General features: G+C 71.4%; 15 protein-coding genes and 1 pseudogene. 4 read left to right on the forward strand and 12 right to left on the reverse strand.

Going from position 1 to position 18,260, the window contains the following annotated elements; all coding sequences use genetic code 11:
* Window positions 1-25: 25 nt before the first annotated feature.
* The 3 genes from OG452_RS04135 to tdh are packed head-to-tail and all read right to left on the reverse strand — an operon-like array spanning window position 26 to window position 3,192.
* Window positions 26-940: a LysR family transcriptional regulator gene (locus OG452_RS04135; protein ID WP_327294238.1), complete on the reverse strand. Its 915-nt coding sequence runs from the start codon at window positions 938-940 to the stop codon at window positions 26-28.
* Complete coding sequence (locus OG452_RS04140) at window positions 937-2,124, reverse strand: glycine C-acetyltransferase (RefSeq protein WP_327294239.1); 1,188 nt, start codon at window positions 2,122-2,124, stop codon at window positions 937-939. Before OG452_RS04140 ends, OG452_RS04135 begins: the two co-directional genes overlap by 4 nt.
* 39 nt (window positions 2,125-2,163) lie before the next feature.
* A complete protein-coding gene (tdh, locus tag OG452_RS04145) occupies window positions 2,164-3,192 on the reverse strand; it encodes an L-threonine 3-dehydrogenase (RefSeq protein ID WP_327294240.1) in 1,029 nt (342 codons plus the stop codon).
* Between the two features lie 344 nt (window positions 3,193-3,536).
* Between tdh and OG452_RS04150 the strand changes: the two genes are divergently transcribed.
* Window positions 3,537-3,932, forward strand: a complete 396-nt coding sequence (locus tag OG452_RS04150) for a ribonuclease domain-containing protein (protein WP_327294241.1) — start codon at window positions 3,537-3,539, stop codon at window positions 3,930-3,932.
* A gap of 6 nt (window positions 3,933-3,938) precedes the next feature.
* Here the strand turns inward: OG452_RS04150 and OG452_RS04155 are convergent, their stop codons facing one another.
* Window positions 3,939-4,448 carry a YchJ family protein gene (locus OG452_RS04155; protein WP_327294242.1) on the reverse strand — a complete coding sequence of 170 codons (510 nt, stop codon included), beginning with the start codon at window positions 4,446-4,448 and terminating at the stop codon, window positions 3,939-3,941.
* Between the two features lie 188 nt (window positions 4,449-4,636).
* Between OG452_RS04155 and OG452_RS04160 the strand changes: the two genes are divergently transcribed.
* On the forward strand, window positions 4,637-4,930 hold the full coding sequence (locus OG452_RS04160) for a YciI family protein (protein ID WP_327294243.1): 294 nt from the start codon (window positions 4,637-4,639) through the stop codon (window positions 4,928-4,930).
* 190 nt (window positions 4,931-5,120) lie between these two features.
* On the opposite strand, the gene OG452_RS04165 is transcribed toward OG452_RS04160, so the two are convergent.
* A complete protein-coding gene (locus OG452_RS04165) occupies window positions 5,121-5,771 on the reverse strand; it encodes a TetR/AcrR family transcriptional regulator (RefSeq protein WP_327294244.1) in 651 nt (216 codons plus the stop codon).
* A gap of 264 nt (window positions 5,772-6,035) precedes the next feature.
* On the opposite strand from OG452_RS04165, the gene OG452_RS04170 reads away from it, so the two are divergent.
* A complete protein-coding gene (locus tag OG452_RS04170; protein ID WP_327294245.1) occupies window positions 6,036-7,166 on the forward strand; it encodes a DMT family transporter in 1,131 nt (376 codons plus the stop codon).
* Here the strand turns inward: OG452_RS04170 and OG452_RS04175 are convergent.
* Window positions 7,093-9,267: pseudogene (locus OG452_RS04175) on the reverse strand (alpha-galactosidase); the annotation flags it as partial. The gene OG452_RS04170 and the pseudogene OG452_RS04175 overlap by 74 nt on opposite strands.
* Before the next feature lie 283 nt (window positions 9,268-9,550).
* Between OG452_RS04175 and OG452_RS04180 the strand changes: the two are divergent.
* Window positions 9,551-10,636 (forward strand): terpene synthase family protein, encoded by a 1,086-nt coding sequence (locus OG452_RS04180; protein ID WP_327294246.1) that lies wholly within the window; start codon window positions 9,551-9,553, stop codon window positions 10,634-10,636.
* Here OG452_RS04180 and OG452_RS04185 read toward each other — a convergent pair.
* The 6 genes from OG452_RS04185 to OG452_RS04210 form a co-directional block, all read right to left on the reverse strand.
* Window positions 10,630-12,132 carry a cytochrome P450 gene (locus OG452_RS04185; RefSeq protein ID WP_327294247.1) on the reverse strand — a complete coding sequence of 501 codons (1,503 nt, stop codon included), beginning with the start codon at window positions 12,130-12,132 and terminating at the stop codon, window positions 10,630-10,632. The genes OG452_RS04180 and OG452_RS04185 overlap by 7 nt on opposite strands.
* Window positions 12,133-12,272: 140 nt before the next feature.
* Entirely contained in the window at window positions 12,273-12,899 is a 627-nt protein-coding gene (locus OG452_RS04190; RefSeq protein WP_327294248.1) for a GTP-binding protein, read from the reverse strand.
* A complete protein-coding gene (locus tag OG452_RS04195; protein WP_327294249.1) occupies window positions 12,880-13,257 on the reverse strand; it encodes a DUF742 domain-containing protein in 378 nt (125 codons plus the stop codon). Before OG452_RS04195 ends, OG452_RS04190 begins: the two co-directional genes overlap by 20 nt.
* Window positions 13,254-13,661: a roadblock/LC7 domain-containing protein gene (locus tag OG452_RS04200; RefSeq protein WP_327294250.1), complete on the reverse strand. Its 408-nt coding sequence runs from the start codon at window positions 13,659-13,661 to the stop codon at window positions 13,254-13,256. The genes OG452_RS04195 and OG452_RS04200 overlap by 4 nt, the downstream gene beginning before the upstream one ends.
* A complete protein-coding gene (locus OG452_RS04205) occupies window positions 13,658-15,238 on the reverse strand; it encodes an ATP-binding protein (RefSeq protein ID WP_327294251.1) in 1,581 nt (526 codons plus the stop codon). Before OG452_RS04205 ends, OG452_RS04200 begins: the two co-directional genes overlap by 4 nt.
* A 259-nt stretch (window positions 15,239-15,497) precedes the next feature.
* Window positions 15,498-18,131 (reverse strand): ATP-binding protein, encoded by a 2,634-nt coding sequence (locus OG452_RS04210; protein ID WP_327294252.1) that lies wholly within the window; start codon window positions 18,129-18,131, stop codon window positions 15,498-15,500.
* Window positions 18,132-18,260 lie beyond the last annotated feature (129 nt).

The following is an 18,260-nucleotide window of genomic DNA, read 5'->3' on the forward strand; positions in this document are numbered from 1 at the left end:
CGGCCGGGCCGGGTCCGGTGTGCGGTCAGTCCGTGGTCAGTCCGGCCGCGGCCGCGACGAGGGCGTCGAGGAGCGGCCGGAACAGCGGATGTTCCTCGGCGCCCCGGCGTACGGCGGCGAACACCCGGCGGGTGGCGGCCGGGCCCTCCACCGGGCGGACCACTGTGTCCTTCAGCTCCATCCCGCGCAGCGCCGAACGCGGCACCAGCGCGACCCCCGCACCCGCGCCGGCCAGCGCGACGACGGCCCTGAAGTCGTCCGACGAGTGCACCAGGCGGGGCTGAAAACCGGCGCGCTCGCAGGCGAGGAGAACCACGTCGTGGCAGGGGTTGCCCGGATAGGGCCCGATCCACTCGCTGTCGGCCAGCTCCGCGAGGGTGACGTGCGGGCCCTGGCCGAGGGGGTCGTCCGCGGGCAGCACCGCGTCGAAGGGTTCGGCGTACAGCGGCACCCGGGCGAGCCTGCGGTCGTCCTCGCGGGGCGCGCCCCGGTACTCGACGGCCAGCGCCAGATCGGCCTCCCCGTCCAGGACGAGGGTGAGGCTCTCGTCCCCCTCGGAGTCCCTGGCCCGGACCCGGATACCGGGGCTGCCCGCGGCGAGGGTACGGATCGCCGGGGCCAGCACCTCGGCGATCCCGGTCGCGAAGGCGGCGACGGTCACCTCCCCGGATGCTCCGCCCGCGTACGAGGCGAGCTCGGCCTCGGCGCGTTCCAGCTGGGCGAGGACGGCGTGGGCGTGGGTGAGCAGGATCTCACCGGCGGCCGTCAGCCGTACCCCGCGCCCGCTGCGGGTCAGCAGCGCGTGGCCGGTCTCCTGCTCCAGCGCGGCGAGCTGCTGGGAGACGGCCGACGGGGTCAGATAGAGCGCTGCGGCCGCGGCGGTCACCGTACGGTGGTCCGCCACGGCCCGCAGGATACGCAGGCGGCGGGGGTCGATCACCCTGCCATTGTCGCCCGTGCGTCGATGAACGCGGCCACGGCCCGCTCCACGTCGGCGGTGGAGTGCGCGGCCGAGAGCTGGACCCGGATGCGCGCCTTGTCCATCGGGACCACCGGGTACGAGAAGCCGATCACGTAGACACCGCGTTCGAGCAGCAGCTCGGCCATCCGGCCCGCCTCGGCCGCGTCGCCGATCATCACGGGGGCGATGGCGTGGTCGCCGGGGAGGATCTCGAAGCCGGCCTCGGTCATCTTCGTACGGAACAGGCGGGTGTTGGCGTCGAGGCGCTCACGCAGCTCTCCTGCGGACTCGATCAGGTCGAGGACCTTGAGCGACGCGGCGGCTATCACCGGGGCCAGCGAGTTCGAGAAGAGGTACGGGCGCGACCGCTGGCGCAGCAGGGCGACGATCTCGGCGCGGGCGGCGACGTACCCGCCGGAGGCTCCGCCGAGCGCCTTGCCGAGGGTGCCGGTGATGATGTCGACCCGGTCCATCACCCCGTGCAGCTCCGGGGTGCCGCGGCCGCCCGCGCCGACGAAGCCGACGGCGTGCGAGTCGTCCACCATGACCATCGCGTCGTAGCGGTCGGCCAGGTCGCAGATCTCGGCGAGCGGGGCGACGTACCCGTCCATGGAGAACACGCCGTCGGTCACGATGAGCCGGCGCCGGGCCCCGCCCTCGGTCGCGGCCTTGAGCTGCTGCTCCAGGTCGGCGAGGTCGCGGTTGGCGTAGCGGAAGCGGCGGGCCTTGGAGAGGCGGATGCCGTCGATGATGGAGGCGTGGTTGAGGGCGTCGGAGATCACCGCGTCCTCGGGGCCGAGCAGCGTCTCGAAGACTCCGCCGTTGGCGTCGAAGCAGGAGGAGTAGAGGATCGTGTCCTCCTGGCCGAGGAAGGCCGACAGGCGCTGCTCCAGCTGCTTGTGGACGTCCTGGGTGCCGCAGATGAAACGTACGGACGCCATGCCGTAGCCCCAGCGGTCCAGCGCGTCCTTGGCGGCGGCGACCACATCGGGGTGGTCGGCGAGGCCGAGGTAGTTGTTGGCGCAGAAGTTCAGCACCTCGCCGGACGCGACGCCGACGGCCGCGCTCTGCGGGGTGGAGATGACACGCTCGGGCTTGAAGAGACCGGCTTCGGTGATCTCGTCGAGGGTGGCGCGCAGACCGTCGCGGACGGACTCGTACATCGGGGTGCTCCTCATGGTGTTCGGGTCAGGGGGTACGGGTCAGGCCGTCCAGTCGAGAATGATCTTGCCGCAGTGGCCGCCGGCGGCCTCGTCGAAGGCCGCGTCGAAGTCCTGGCAGGCGTACTTGCCCGTGATCACCGGGGAGAGGTCGAGACCGCCTTCGAGCAGCACCGTCATCGCGTACCAGGTCTCGAACATCTCCCGGCCGTAGATGCCCTTGACCGTGATCATCGAGGTGACGATCTTCGCCCAGTCGACGGCGAACTCCTCGGCGGGCAGCCCCAGCATCGCGATACGGCCGCCGTGGGTCATGTTGTCCACCATGTCGCGCATGGCCTCGGGCCGCCCGGACATCTCCAGGCCGATATCGAAGCCCTCCCTGAGGCCCAGGCTGCGCTGCGCGTCGGCGATGCCGCTCTCGGCGACGTTGAGCGCGAGGGTCGCACCGGCCTTGCGGGCCAGGTCCAGGCGGTAGGGGCTGACATCGGTGATCACGACGTTGCGCGCTCCGGCGTGCTTCGCCACGGCCGCCGCCATGATGCCGATCGGGCCCGCGCCGGTGATGAGCACGTCCTCGCCGACCAGCGGGAAGGAGAGCGCGGTGTGGACGGCGTTGCCGAACGGGTCGAAGATCGCGGCGACATCGAGGTCGACCTTGGTGCGGTGCACCCAGACGTTCGAGGCGGGGAGCACCACGTACTCGGCGAACGCGCCGTTGCGACCGACACCGAGGCCCACCGTGGAGCGGCACAGATGCCGGCGCCCCGCGAGACAGTTGCGGCACTTGCCGCAGACCAGGTGGCCCTCGCCGCTGACCAGGTCGCCGACGGCGATGTCGGTGACGTCGGCGCCGACCTCGGCCACCTCGCCGACGAACTCATGGCCGAGGATCAGCGGTGTCCCGACGGCCTGCTGCGCCCAGCCGTCCCAGGCGCGGATGTGCAGGTCCGTACCGCAGATGCCGGTGCGCGCCACCTTGATCAGTACGTCGCCGGGTCCGGCCTCGGGCTCGGGAACGTCCAGGAGCCACAGCCCGGGCTCGGCATGCTGCTTGACAAGGGCCTTCATCGCGGCGGCTCCAGGCGTGACGGTGACGTTCGGGACGTTCGGTGGACGCCACCAATCTGCCGAGCGGCAGCCTCCCAAGTCCATCGAGGTTTTCTTAAGCGGGGTCACAGCGGAGCTTCACGCGACGTCCCGGCGGCCTTGGCCTGGCCGCTCCGTGCCGCCCGCCGGCCGCCCCCGCGCTGTCCCGCCGGCCGCTCAGGACGCTTCCCGGAACCACATCGCGGCCGGCCCGTGCGCGCGCATCGCGTGAAAGTTCGGTAGAGGTCAATCACCCCCGGGTAAAGCGGAGGTGACGGTTCATCACACCACTTCCGCTGGGCTCCCGGCGCCCTCATCCTGGACCCATGCGAATCACTCTACGCGCGTTGCGCACCCGTGCTGCCGCCGTCGGCATCGCCACCGCGATCGTCGTCACGCCTACCGTGTTCCTCGCGACCGAAGCCCACGCCACCGTGAGCGGCACCATCTGTTACGGCGCCCTCCCCTCCCAGGCACACGACACGCTGGACCTCATCAAGACCAACGGCCCGTTCCCGTACTCGCAGGACGGGGTCGTCTTCCAGAACCGGGAGGGCGTACTGCCGTCGCAGTCCACCGGCTACTACCACGAGTACACGGTGAAGACCCCGGGCAGCCCGACCCGCGGGGCCCGGCGCATCATCACGGGCGAGAAGACCGCCGAGGACTACTACACCGCCGATCACTACGTCACGTTCAAGCAGGTCGACTTCACCTGCTGACTGGAATCACCGCGCCGCTCCGCCGTCTCCGTCCATGACACCGTCCCCCTCCACGAAGGGCCCGTCCCCCTCCACGGACCCGTCGACGTACACCCAGGCGCCCTCGAACCTCTCGAACCGGCTGTGCTCGCGAAGCTCGCCGGGCTCCCCCCGAAAGGTGTAGTGGGCGCGGAAGGTGACCGTGCCCGTGGTGTGGAAGGCGGTGCCCCCGGTGGTCGCGAGGATCTCCAGGCCCTGCCAGCGCTGCCCCGCGTCGAAGTCGACGCGGGGCGGCCTTGTTTCCGGGTGCCAGCTGCGCAGCAGATACGCGGCGTCCTCGACGGCGAAAGCACTGAACCGGGAGCGCATCAGGGCCTCGGCGGTGGGCGCGGCGGACAGCCCGCTGTGGAAGCGGCCGCAGCACTCGCCGTACGGGGCGGGGAGACCGCAGGGGCAGGGCGCGTCGGCGGCGGGCCGGCTCCGCTGGGACCGGCGGGGCTGCTGGGGACGCTGCGGCCGGGGGGTACGTCGGGACATACCCTGCATTCTGCCCGCAGACGGCACACGGCAGCGCGGGGGCTCCGTCAACGACGCACCGGGCTGCACACCGACCCACCGGACGACCGGGTACCAGCCCGATTCGGACCGGACGGGGAACGGAGAACGGCGAACGGAGAGCCGGAGCCGCACCGGCCAGCTAGCGGCGAGGCACTAGCCTGCGGATCATGTTCGTACTGGAATTGACCTACACCGGCCCCATCGAGCGCGTGGACGAGCTGCTCGGCGAGCATGTCGTCTGGCTGAACGCCTCGTACGCGGCAGGCGTCTTCATCGCGTCGGGCCGCAAGAATCCACGCGACGGCGGGATCATCCTCGCGGTCGGCGAGGACCGCGCATCGATGGAGAAGCTCACCGCGACGGACCCGTTCGTCCTCGCGGGCGTCTGCACGTACCGGATCACCGAGTTCATCGCAACGAAGACGGCACCCGAACTCGACGCGTTCCGCCAGGAGTTGTAGAGCGGCGCGCCGGTCACCCAGCACCCCCTGCGCCGCCCGGAGTCCGCCGATGTGCGGGCGGGCTCCGGGCGGAGGGGCGCGCCGCCCCCGTCCCCACGGTGCGGCGCAGGCGGTCCGCCGTCATCCGCTCGGCGACGGCCGCCAGTCTTCAGGGCCCGGTCTCTTCAGGACTCGGGCCTCTCGATGTGCGTCAGGCCGGACTCGCGGGATCCGGCGCCTTCAGGGCCTCGCGCTCACCGGAGCCCGCCAGTCCCAGTGCGGGAAGCACCGCCCCCTCGATGAAGCGGCTGAGGTACTCCGCATCACCGTAGTTGCCCTCCAGCATCGGCCGGATCCGCATCGCGACCAGCAGCTGCGGCGCTACGAACTCCAGCGCCGGGTTGTCCGCCGCGACCTCACCCCGGCCCACCGCACGGGTGACCATCGCGTTGATCGCAGCCGCTGCCGGCTCGACCAGCCCTTCGCGCAGCGCCTCAAGGAGCTCCGGGTTCTGCATGGCCGCGTGGCTGAGCGCGTGCATCAGCGGGGTATCGCGCCCCGAGTGCGCCCCCAGCGACTTCGCGGTCGCCCGCAGGTCTCCCGCGAGCGTACCGGTGTCGATGCTGGTGAGGTTCCCGGCGCGGGTGCCGCGCAGGGCGCAGGCCACCAGCTGCGGCTTGCTCCCCCACTGCCGGTAGAGCGTGGACTTGCCGCAGCGCGACCGGGACGCGACGCCCTCCATCGTCAGCGAGTCGTAGCCGCCCTCACGGAGAAGGTCCAGTACCGCCTCGTAGAACTCCTGCTCACGCTCCGGTGTGATCTTGGAGCGCGAGGACGGCGTCGCGGAATCCTGGGACGACATGAGCTCTCCCTTTCCGTGTGACGAGCAGCATCGGGACTCCATCGTACCGATACGCCAGTGTACCGATACGCTGGTGTACCGATACGTCTCCGTATCGGTACACTGTCGTTTCGATGAGGTGTGATCCGGACCCCCTGGGCTCCGCCTCGAACTTTCCGTTACGCAATGCAAAGGAGTCGGGGTGATGAGTCTCCTCGCCAGGCCAGTCGAAGGGGAGCCGTACCCCGCCCCCGCCCGCGCGCTCGCCGCCCGAGGAGTGTGCCCATGAACGCCACTCTGGCCGCCGTCGCCCTCTCACTCCTCTCCGCCGTCGGCTATGCCACGGCCGCGGTCGCGCAGGAGCGCCTCGCATCCCGTACCCGGCCGGGCTCCGGGCTCCTGCGGCTGCTCGGACACGGTGCCTGGTGGTGGGCGGTCGGCCTCAACGCGGCAGCGGCCCTGCTGCATGTGGCGGCGCTGAAGTACGGGTCACTCACCCTCGTACAGCCGCTCGGGGCGCTCACCCTGGTCGCGGCCGTCCCGCTGGGCGCACGGCTCGCCGGGCGCCGGGTCGCCAGGACCGAGTGGCGGGGCACCGTCCTCACACTTCTCGGCCTGGCGGCGCTGCTGCTGGCCGCAGGGGGCACGCCTCCGCACGAGACGCTCTCATTGCCCGAGGCGCTGGGTATCGCGGCGGTGGCTGTCCTGCTGGTCGCCGCACTCGTACGGCGTGCGGGCAGGTCCGGCGCACGCCCCGGGCTGCGGTTCGCCACCGCGTCCGGGCTCGTATCGGGCGTCGCGTCGGCGCTCACCCAGACCGTGACGGTCTCGGTCACCGACCACACCCACGGCCCGGTGATCAGCTGGGGGACGGCCGTCGTGGCGCTGCTCGTCGCGGCCTTCGCGGTGGGCGGGCTGCTGCTCTCGCAGACCGCGTACCGGGGCGGCCTCGGCGCCCCGCTCGCCATGGTCACGCTCGCCAACCCCGTCGCCGCTTCGGCGATCGGCCTGGCCCTGCTGGGCGAACGCCTCCAGGGCGGCGCTGTCGGCGTGCTGCTCGCCGCCGTGGGAGCCGTGGCCGCCGCCCGGGGCGTGGTCCTCCTCACCCGGGCGACCACGACACTGGCGGCGGCTCAGCCACCGGCCGCGCCGCCGCCACCCACCTCAGCGGAGCCGACGGCCTTCCCGGGCACAGCCGCCGGAGTCGAGCCGCCGGTCTCTCCACGGCCATCCGCCCCAGCCGGGCCGCCCGCCCTTCTGCCGCCGACCGCCAGGGCCGAGCTGCCCACCACCGTCAAGCTCCGGCGGCCGCAGGCCCCGCCCACCTCGTCTGCCCCACCCCCGCCGCACTCCGTACCTCGATCAGCAGCGCCTGCCCCGGATCGAGCACCGGCATCGGCACCCCTGCTCCACTGAGCACCGCTCCGGGCAGCGCCACCCACCCGTCCAGGGCGGCCGTGATCCAGGCGGGCGCCACCACTTCGCGGAACGAGGGCAGCCCGGCCTCCGTCCTGACCCGGACCCGGTAGCTCCCCGTACGGTCCAGGCCGGGCAGCGCGACCCGCCCCGGCTGGGCCTCCGGCGAACTGGCCAGCTGCGCCCAGCAGTACACGGCGGCGCTCGCGTCGGGGGCCACCACCCCGTGCAGCATCGCGGCGTCACCGCCGAGATCAGCGCGGACCACCCGTCCGCTGTGCAGCAGCGGCCGCAGCTCCTTGTAGAGCGCGCCCCAGGCCCTCAGCTCCGCCAGTTCGCCCGGTGAGCAGGCGCCGAGGTCGCGCTCGATCCCGGCGTGTGCGAACAGCGCGGTGAGCAGCCGGAAGGAGCTGTCCGTGATCCGCCCGGTGGTGTGGCTGCGGGCCTCGCCGACATGCGAGCCGATCAGCTCGGGCGGCAGCAGCTGGCCGGTCCAGCGCTGGATGGCCTGGCGCTCGACGGGGTCGTTGCAGTCCGAGGCCCACACCCGGTCCGTACGGTCCAGGATCCCCAGGTCGACGCGGGCCCCGCCGCTGGAGCAGCTCTCGATCTCAAGACCGGGATGCCTTTCTTTGAGCGCGTCGAGCAGCCGGTACAGCGCCTCGGTCTGCGCGTGCACGCCCGGCAGGTCGCGGCCGTCCGCCGACCGCTGGACTGCTTCGTGCAGGTCCCTGTTGTGGTCCCATTTCAGATAGTCGACGGAGTACCGGGTGACGATCACGTCGAGCGACTTGAGCAGATACGCCCACGCATCTCGGTGCCCGATGTTGAGCGCGTACTGATGGCGGGAGCCGGGGCCGAGTCCGGCGCTCGGCCCGAGGATCCACCCGGGGTGGGCGCGGGCCAGCTCCGAGTCGAGGTTGACCATCTCGGGCTCGACCCAGAGTCCGAACTGCATGCCGCGTTCGTGCACCCGGTCGGCGAGCGGGGTCAGTCCGTCGGGCCACACCGAGGTGTCGACGGTCCAGTCCCCGAGCCCGGCGGTGTCGTCCCGGCGGCCGAGGAACCAGCCGTCGTCCAGCACGAACCTCTCGACTCCGATGTCGGCTGCCGTGTCGGCGAGGGCGACGAGACGCTCGGGCCGGTGGTCGAAGTACACGGCCTCCCAGCTGTTCAGGGTGAGCGGGCGCGGGGTCACCGGATGCGAGGGGCGGGACCTGAGCAGCGCGTGGAAGCGGTCGGCGAGCCCGTCGAGCCCGGTGCCTGACCAGCTGAACCAGCAGACCGGCGAGGTGTACGTCTCCCCCGGCGCCAGCCGTATCTCACCCGGCGCGAGGAGTTCCCCGCCGCCGAGCACGGCGGCGTGCGCCCCGGCGCCCTCGGGCAACCGCTCGGCCAGCCAGCGCTGATTGCCGCTCCAGCCGATGTGTACGCCCCACACCTCGCCGGTACGGAATCCGAAGCCGGCCACCCCGGCCGTAAGGAGGTACGGGGAGTCCTGGCCGGTCCGCCCCCTGCGCTGCTCCCGTACATGGCTGCCGTGACCGAACGGCCTGCGCTGCGGGGACCGTTCGCGGCACCACCTGCCGGTGAAGTCGAGGATCTCCGAGGCCCTGCGCGGCAGCGGCAGCAGGGTGGTGACACCGCTGAGGTCGTACGGAACGGGGTCCGCGTCCAACCGCCGGGCGACCGTGGTCCGTACCGCGAGCACCCCGGAGGGGTCCAGCCGGTAGGCGAGGGTGAGATCGAGGGCCGCGCCGTCCTCGGTGAGGTGGACGACCAGTTCGCCGTCGCTCTGCTCGGCAGCGACGAGACGGGGCTTCGGCGTGGTGCCGGTGCCTGCCAGATGGCCCTGGTGGGCGGGGGTGCCGGACCAGCCGTCGGCCTCGGTGGGCCAGACGGTGAACTGCCTTGGTTCGTCCAGGGCGTTGTGGAGCGCGGCACCATCGGCGGTGAGCGCGAGCGCGGCGCACTCCTCGTCCGTGAGGCCGCCCAGATCCTCACCCCAGTGCAGGATCCGGGGCAGCGGAGCTGACAGGTCGACGACCAGACCGACACCGGCTGCGCGCAGTTGGGCGGTTCTGGGAGCGGTGCGGGACATACGGAGAGTCCTCTCTGCCGGCCCCGGCGGCGAGGTCAACGGGTACCGGAGGTATCTCGATTGCAGGCTCGATCCCAGGCACGGACTCGATCCCGGGCACGGACTCGGTTCCAGGCTCCGGGCAAAGACCATCGACCGCGGAAGACACCTGCGCTAGATTCGTTTCAGGACAATTATTGATCAATTGAGGTCACACGTCGGGTAGTTGTAGAGTAAACAACGATCGGGCGTGGGCGTATATGCTCCAGCGCATCGTCAGGCATTCCGCACTTGGAGGCTGATCATGACCATCGCCCCGCAGCAGCGGCTGGTTCAGCAGCTCCCAGCAGCGCCTTTCTACTGCCCGGTGCCGCCCGGCTCACACCCCGCGGCGGCCTCGCTCAACGAGGCGACCGTACGGTGGATGCTGCAGCAGGACATGGACACCGACGAGCAGCAGCGGCGCCGTCTCACCCTCTGCGACTTCGGCGGCCTCACCGCATCGACCATGCCGTACGGATGGATCGAGCCACTGACCCTGATGGCCCGGCTGCACGCCGTGCTGTTCTCGCTCGACGACGGACTGTGCGACGAGTCCTACGCCACCGCCGGTCTGCTCGCCCAGGAGACCGGCCGCATCATGCGCGCCGTCGAGGCCCCGTACGCGGCCCCCGCGCCCGGCGAGTCCGCGCGCACGGCCGCGCTCCGGTCGATCAGGATCGACCTCGCCCGCCATGCGACGCCGGTGCAGCTGCGCCGCTGGACCGAGGCCATGCGCGTCTACACCTCCGGGCTCGTCTGGGAGGCGTCCTGGCGCACCAGCCCGGGCCTCCCCTCGCTGGACGACTACGTCACCCTCTGGATGCGTGCCATAGGGATGGCCCCCTCCACCGCGATGATCGAGATCACCGGAGGGCTGACGCTCACCGACGAGGAACTGGAAGATCCCCGGATACGCGCGCTGACCGAGATCGCCTGGACGCTGGTCAGCTGGGACAACGACCTCTACTCCCGCAACAAGGAAATCCTGCGCGCCGACGACGATCTGAACCTGATCGACGTACTGGCCCAGGAGTACGGCATCGACGCGCTCCGCGCCCAGCAGGAGGCCGTGGTGATGCGCGACCGGGTGATGGTGCTCTTCATGCGGCTGCGGGAGCGCGCGCTCCGGGACGCCGGGCCCCAACTCCGGCAGTACGTCGACGGGTTGGGCCAGTTCGTGCGCGGCCATCTGGACTGGGCCTCGGTCTGCCCCCGGTACACCGTGCCGGGCGCCCCCTCCACCGGCCCTGACGGCTGGTGGAAGCGGCTCCCGGCCGTGGTGGACCAGGACCCGCTTCCACTGCCGTCCGTCTCCTGGTGGTGGGACCAGCTCGACGACGGTCAGTAGCCGCGCCACCAGCTGGTCATCGCCCGCCAGAGCCGCTTCGGTGCCGAGCCGCGCTGGGCCGGTACCGCCGCTGCGGGCTCCGGCGCCGGTACGGGCGGCGCCTGGGCCGGCGGAGCGGGCCGCGGAACGACGGGGGGCGCGGCGGGTGCGTGCGAGGTGACCTCCCAGTCGGTCCGGGGCGGCGGCATCGCCGCAGGGGACGGCGCCACCATGATGTCCTGGGGCGGCCGTGGCGCGAACGTCACGGGCAGCTGGTCCAGGTGACGGGACATCAGCGAACCGGTCCAGCTCAGTTCGTGCTCCTCCAGGGCCAGTTCCACATCGGGGAGCCGCATCAGCAGCGCGTCGACGCCGACGTCGGCGATGGCGCGCCCGATGTCCTGCCCGGGACACTCGTGCGCACCACCGCTGAAGGCGAGGTGGGCCCGGTTGCCCTGCATGGAGGCGTTCGGGTCGGGGCGGACGACCGGGTCGATGTTGGCGGCGGCGATCCCGACCACGAGGGCGTCGCCCCCCTTGATCTGCTGACCCCCCAGCTCGGTGTCACCGACCGCCCAGCGGCCGAGGATCGTGGTGAAGGGCGGTTCGTCCCACAGCGTCTGCTCGACTGCCTCGGGCACCGTCATATGGCCACCGCTCAACTGGGCCCTGAACCGCGGGTCGGTGAGGACCATGCGCAGCACGTTGGCGATCAGGTTCGCGGTGGTCTCGTAGGCGGCGATGAGCACCAGCCTCATGTGCTGGCTCACCTCGTCGTCGGTGAGCCCGGCGGGGTGCGTGATCAGCCGGCTCGCGAAGTCCTCCCGCGGTGCTGATCTGCGCTGGGCCACCAGCCGGTTGAGCGCGGCCATCACATAGGCGTTGCTCACGATGGCGGTCTCGGTGCCCTTGATCATGTCGCGGGCGGCCTGCACCAGCCGTTCGCTGTACTCCTCGGGCATCCCGAGGATCTGGCACATCACCATCATCGGCAGATGTTCGGCGAACCGGCTGACGAGGTCGGCCTTGCCGTCCTGGCAGAAGTCGTTGACCAGCCGGTTGCTGTAGCGGTTGATGAAGCGGCGGGTACTGCGGGTGTCGATGTGCGACATCGCGTCGGTGACCGCGCCGCGCAGCCGCTCGTGTTCCGCGCCGTCGGCGAAGACGCAGATCGGTTGCCAGGTGAAGACCGGCGCGAGCGGGTGGTCGGGGGCCACGGTGCCGTCCTGGACGGCGCGCCAGCGGCGGGAGTCACGCGAGAAGAGCGAGGGCGTACGGGTCATGTACAGGTTCTCGCTGTGGCCGAGCACCAGCCAGGCAGGGACGTCACCGTGCAGCAGCACGGGCGCCACCGGGCCGTGCTCGGCGCGCAGCTTCTCGTACAGGCCCATCGGGTCCTGCTCTGCCTCGGTCCCGTACAGCCGCCGCAGCCCGCCGGGCCCGAGCCCGTGGGCCGGGCACTGCGGCGGCGGGACTGCCGCGCCGGTGCCGGGCTGGTGGTCGAAGGGGGTTGTCACGGTCACTCCAATACGTACGGACGGGACGGTACGAGAGGGTCTGAGCACGTCACGCGAGGTCTCAGCACGTCACGCGAGGTCCAGGACGTCACAAGAGGTCCTGGACGTCACGAGAGGTCCTGGACGTCACGAGAAGGTCGTCACGAAAAGCTCTGGGCGCGTCGCATGGCGAGGGAGTGCAGATAGCGCATGAGGGCCATCAGGGTGTCGCGGCTGGAGGCGCGTTGGCGCGCGTCGCAGTCCACGATCGGGATCTCGTCGGGCAGGTCGAGCGCGGTCCGCAGCGCCTCCAGGCGGTGGCGGGGCGCGTCCGGGAAGGTGTTGATGGCGACGATGAACGGCACGCCGCGCTCCTCCAGCCTGCCGATCACGTCGAAGCTGACCTCCAGCCTGCGGGTGTCGACCAGTACGACGGCGCCGAGCGCGCCCTCGAAGAGGCCGTTCCACAGGAACCAGAAGCGCTCCTGGCCGGGGGTGCCGAAGAGGTAGAGCACGAGTTGTTCGCTGATGCTGATCCGGCCGAAGTCCATCGCCACGGTGGTGGCGGTCTTGCTCTCCACACCGGAGTTGTCGTCGACTCCGACCCCGGCCTGGGTCATCGTCTCCTCGGTGGTCAGCGGGCGGATCTCGCTCACCGAACGCACCATCGTCGTCTTGCCGACCCCGAACCCGCCCACGATCACGATCTTGACCGCGGCGGTGGCCGTGTCGGGCAGTACGTCTTCCCTCCTGGGGCCTGCGATCGTGTCAGAGCTTCTGGAGTCCATGCATCACCGCTTCGAGAAGGGCCCGGTCCGGCAGCGCGGCGCGGACGATGGGCGCGCGCGACTCGACCAGTTCGGCCGCGAGGAGATCGGTCAGCAGCGCGGTCACCACGCTGAACGGCAGGCGCAGATAGGCGGAGATCTCGGCCACGGACAGCGGCGACTTGCACAGCCGTACGATCGCGGCCTGTTCCGGCTGGACGGTCGGGGACGGCTCGGCCCGGGACACCACGATGGTGACCAGGTCGAGCGGAGCCCGTTCGCCGCCGTCCGGCCCGCCGGTGATCACATAGAGCCGTTCCGGGTCCCCCGAGTCCGGCTCCGCCTTCCGGCGTTCTCTGCGGTGCGGCGGGGAATTCATCCGGCCTTCCCGTCGTGCCGCGGCGGGCTGGCCAGATGGGCTCCGATCCGTACCACCATGTCGCGCATCTGCGCACCGACCAGGCCGGCTTCGACCCGTTCGTCGGTGAGGACAGCCAGATAGGAGCCGGTGCCCGCGGCCATCAGATAGAAGAACCCGCCGGTGATCTCGATGACGACCAGCCGCATTCTCCCGTCGCTGTCCGGGATCTCGGTGGCTACCGCTGCCGCCAGACTCTGGAGTCCGGCGCAGGCCGCGGCGAGCCGGTCCGCGCCGTCCGGGTCGCCGCCGTGCCGGGCGATCCGCAGACCGTCCGCGGAGAGCACCACGATCTGCTGGATACCGGGAACCCCCTCGGCCAGCTCCTTGAGCATCCAGTCCATGCTGCCCAGTTGCTGAATCACGCGAGGTCCCCCTTGTCCCACGGTTCGCCGGACTCTCCGACGGCCGACCGCTCCTGCGGCACTCCGTTGGCCGCCTTCGTGAAGGCCTCCAGCCAGATTCCCGGCTGGGGCTCCTCCTTCTCCGGTTGCTGCGTCGCTTCGGGCGCGCGGGGCGTGTACGGATCGGGCTCAGGCGCCGGGGCGGGCACCGCGGCCTGCTCGGAGCCGAAGGACGAACGGAGCCGGCTGCGGCGCTGCGGCAGTCCGTTCGGGGTCCACTCGGTCACCACCGGTACGTCGTCCTCCATCGACAGCGCCGCCGGGGCGGGCCGCTTCGGCGCGGGGACCTTGCGCGGCGCCCTGGAGGGGACGCGGTCGGCGAACGCGCCGATGTCAGTGTCCGCTCCGGTGCGGGGCTGTCCGGCCGCACCGATTCCGTGTGCGATCCCGGGGGCGGGGCCTGTGGTGATCATCTCGCGGGGCACGATCAGCACCGCCCGGACGCCGCCGTACGCCGACTGACGCAGCGCCACCTTGAGGTTGTACATCTGGCTCAGCCGTCCGACGACGGCCATACCGAGCCGGGGCGACTCGCCCAGGTTGTTCAGGTCGGCGCCGGCCTGCGCCTTGATCAGCATGCCTTCGGCCCGCTTGCGGGCCTCCTCGCTGAGGCTGACCCCGCCGTCCTCGATCTCGATGGCGATCCCGGTCTGCACCTCGACCGCGGTGACATGGACGCGGGTCTGCGGCGGCGAGTAGCGGGTCGCGTTGTCGAGGAGTTCGGCGACGGCGTGGATCAACGGCTCGACGGCCGGGCCCACGATGGCGACCTTGGCGATGGAGTGAAGATCGACCCGCGGGTACTCCAGGATGCGGGACATCGCGCCGCGCAACACGCTGAACAGCGGTACGGGCTTGGGCCACTGGCGGCCCGGCCGGGCGCCGCCGAGTACGGAGATACTGTCGGCGAGACGGCCGATGAGCGCGTTGCCGTGGTCGAGCCGGAGCAGGTCGTCGAAGACCTCCGGCTGGCGGCCGTGGTCCTCCTCCATCTCCCGCAGCTCCGCCGCCTGTTGGTGGACGATGGCCTGGACGCGGCGGGCGATGCCGACGAACGCGAACTGCGCGCCCTCCCGCTGCGACTCCTCGTCGTCGACGATCTTCAGCAGTGAGGCGAGGATCTCGCGCTGCGCGGAGGGGAGGTCGCGGTACATCTCGCTGTTGTCGACGAGGATGCGCATGACCTCAAGGGGCGACTCACCGTGCTTGAGCCGGTGGATCGCGGCCGGCATCAGTTCCTTGGCGAGCCGCACGGTCTCCGCGTCGTGCGCGGCGAGCCGCTGTTCCAGGAACGCCAGCCGCTCGCCGTAGGCCCGGTGGAGCGTGCGGGTCGCGGAGGCGCGGCGGACGAGTGCGGTGACGAGTACGGCGATGACGACGGTGGCCAGTACGCCGGCCCAGACAAGGGGTATCCGGGCGGCCCGGTCCACCGCGACCGCGCCGACGGCTGTCGCTGCCGACGTCATGACGACGGAGAGCAGCAGCGCACGAACCAGTGGCGCTGTCCGATCGGTTGGAGGCGCCTCAACGCGAACCATGTGATCCCTCTGGCAGTTGACGGTGGGCAGAATCGAACTATCAAGACATGTGGGAACAAGTGCATGAATACATGTCATCTCAACTCACAATGAGCGAGCGTAGCCCGATCAGATCACCGCGGCGGCATATTCTCCCAACCTTCTGCGGTGGCCACTTGAGAGGAATAGACTCGCCGGTTTTACACGGTCAGCTCCTGTTCACACACGAGGAGTCACCAAACATGTGTCTCAACTGCCCCCGAACGGGGACAGCTTGGTATCAGCGCAGGTGCAGGGCGCGCCGGGCCCGGTCGGCCAGCCCGTCGGCGCCGCAGGACTCGGCGAGGGCGAGTCCGCGTACGAGGTCGGGCTCGGAGCGGGCGGCGATGGCGAACTCCACCCGGGCCTGGGCGTGTTCGTACGCGCAAGGTGACGCTTCGAGATAGGCGACGGCGCCGCCGAGCAGCTCCACGGCACGGCCGCCGCTCTCCAGGACGGCCGCGGTCCGCAGCGACTCACCGATCGCGGTGTCCGTACCGAACCGTTCGGCCCGGTCGCGGACATACGTCACCAGCCGCGCCGCGCGGGCCGGGTCCTCGGTGGCGAGAGCCCGCACCAGGTCGGCCGCCCAGGGCGCCATGACGCTGTTGTGCCGGCCCCGCTCGCGCAACGCCTCGCCCGCGGCCTCCAGTTCGGCGATGGCCTCCTTCGTACGGCCGCAGGCCAGCAGGAGCCTGCCGCGCACGGAAGGCGCGTCGGGAATGACGATGGTGGAGGGGTAAGGAGGCGCGAAGCCGTACTGCTCCGCGGCCTCGCGGGCGGACCGGACATGGCCGCGGGCCAGCAGCGTGTCGATGAGCATGCAGGCGGCGTCCCAGTTCATCGGGAGGCCGTTGCCGACCCGCTCCGCGAGGCGCAGGCTCTCGCGCAGATAGGTCTCCGCCTCGGCCAGTCGGCCGCGCCTGCGCTGGAGATAGCCGACGAGGGCGTTGGCGAACGAGAGATGGCCGCCGCTCCAGCCGGACACCTCGAACGAGCGGAGCGCCTCCGAGAAGAGGCTCTCGGCCCGGTCCAGCCGGTCGGCGAAGGCGTAGGAGAGGCCGAGGAGCGCGGCGGGCTCGAACCCCCAGGAGGTGCCGGTCCAGCCGATGCCCGGTGGCAGCCGTCCGTTGACCAGGGCCCGGTCGCAGATCTCGACGATCTCCTCGGCGCTCTCGCCGCGGGCGGTGCCGTCGAACGCGCGCAGTATGAGCAGGATCCGCTCGGAGTTGTCCTGACCGCCCAGACCGTCGGTCATCTCGGCGAGCCGGCGGGAACGCGCGGGTCCGTCGTCCTCGACCGCCTGGACGCCCTCCCAGAGGAAGTGCGCGGTCTGCAGCCGCCGCCTGGCGGGGCCCGGCTCGGTCACCTTCGCCTCGGCTGCGACCACCTCGGCCGCCTCACGGGTCTGGTTGTTGTGGGTCAGCGCCTGGGCTAGCCGGAAGACCGCGTCCACCCGCAGGGCGCCGTCGAGCCCCGGCAGGGCGAGCGCCGCCCGCAGATGGCCGACTGTGGTGGCCGGTGAGGTCAGCAGCGTGGCGCAGCCCAGCTCGTACAGGACACTGGCGCGCACGGTCGGCAGCGGCGGCTCGTCGAGCGCCCGCTCCAGACACCGCCTGGCCGCGTCCGGCGCGCCCACCGCGAGGTGTTCGGCCGCCGCCTCCCGCAACTGTTCGACCAGTTCGGGGTCGTCGTCGGGGTGGACCTGAAGCAGATGCGGTGCGGCGGCCGCCGCGCCCCGGCCCGCCATCGTGACGGCCCAGGCCGCCTGGCCGTGCATCGCGGTACGGGTGGCGCCCGGCACCGCCCGGTAGACGGCGCCGGCGATCAGCGGGTGGACGAACTCCATCGGGTCGGTCCCGGTCAGGATGCGGGCCGCCCTCAGCCGCTCGGCGCAGTCGGCCGCCTCGGCCTCGTTCAGCCCGGCCAGCCGCCCGGCCAGGTGCAGCGAGATGCCGGTACCCAGAATCCCGGCGGCCCAGGCGAAGCGGGTAGCCGCGGTACCGAGTTCCTCAAGACGCGCGATCAGCCCCGAGCCGCGCGCCGACGCGCCCAGCGCGCGCAGGGCTCCCGCCGAGTCCTCCACCGGGTCCAGCGCGTCGTCCCGGACCCTGGCGAGAAGCTCGACGGTCTCGTACGCGTTGCCACCGGTCACCGCCCAGACCTCGCGGCAGAACGGATCGTCGGCGTGCTCCCCGAGCGCACTGCGGGAGAGCTGGGCGATGGCGTCGGGCGTGAGGGCGCGCAGCTGCACGTTCTTCCGGGCCGCCGCTTCCAGCATCCGCAGATACTCCACGGCGTCACCCACCGCCTCACCCGTGCGGTACGCGAGGACCACGAGCAAAGGCGGGCCGCCCTCGCGCCCGGTGAAGGAGGCCAGCCAGGCGAGCGTCTCCAGATCGCACCACTGCGCGTCGTCCACGATGAACACCAGCGGGCGGAACAGCTCGGCGATCCGCACGGCCACGGCGTCCAGGCCGTCGCGGACCCCCTGCGGGTCGGCCTGCTGCGCGCCGGGCGGGGCGACGCCGAGTGCGGGTCCGACGATGTCGTACCGGTCGCCGAGCAGATCGCGGGCGTCCCGGACTCCGGGCATCGTCAGTGCGGGCTGCAGGAGTTGGCGTACGACGTGGAAGGGCACGGAGGTGAGCGTCTCGCCGCCACGGGCCGACCACACCGTGCAGCGGCCGGCCGCCCGGGCGCTGACCGCCTCGAGCAGCGCGGTCTTGCCCAGACCGGCCTCGCCGCTGTAGACGAGGAGGCCCCCGGCGGACTCCCCCGCGCACAGCGCGTCGACGGCGTGCACGCCCACGGCGATCTCGTTCTCCCGCTCCAGCAGCGGTACGGCAGCCGGGCGTTCCTTCCGGGACCCCATCGTTCCTCCCCTGCCTGCAAACGGATTCCGACAATATCCCGGCAGGCTGAGGCCGCGGGGCGGTCCGGAGGGACCGGTTCACGTGTGAGCGGAAGTTCGCATGCCCTGCGGGCATCGGCAGTAATCTTG

Source organism: Streptomyces sp. NBC_01197 (genome assembly GCF_036010505.1).
Taxonomy (GTDB): domain Bacteria; phylum Actinomycetota; class Actinomycetes; order Streptomycetales; family Streptomycetaceae; genus Streptomyces.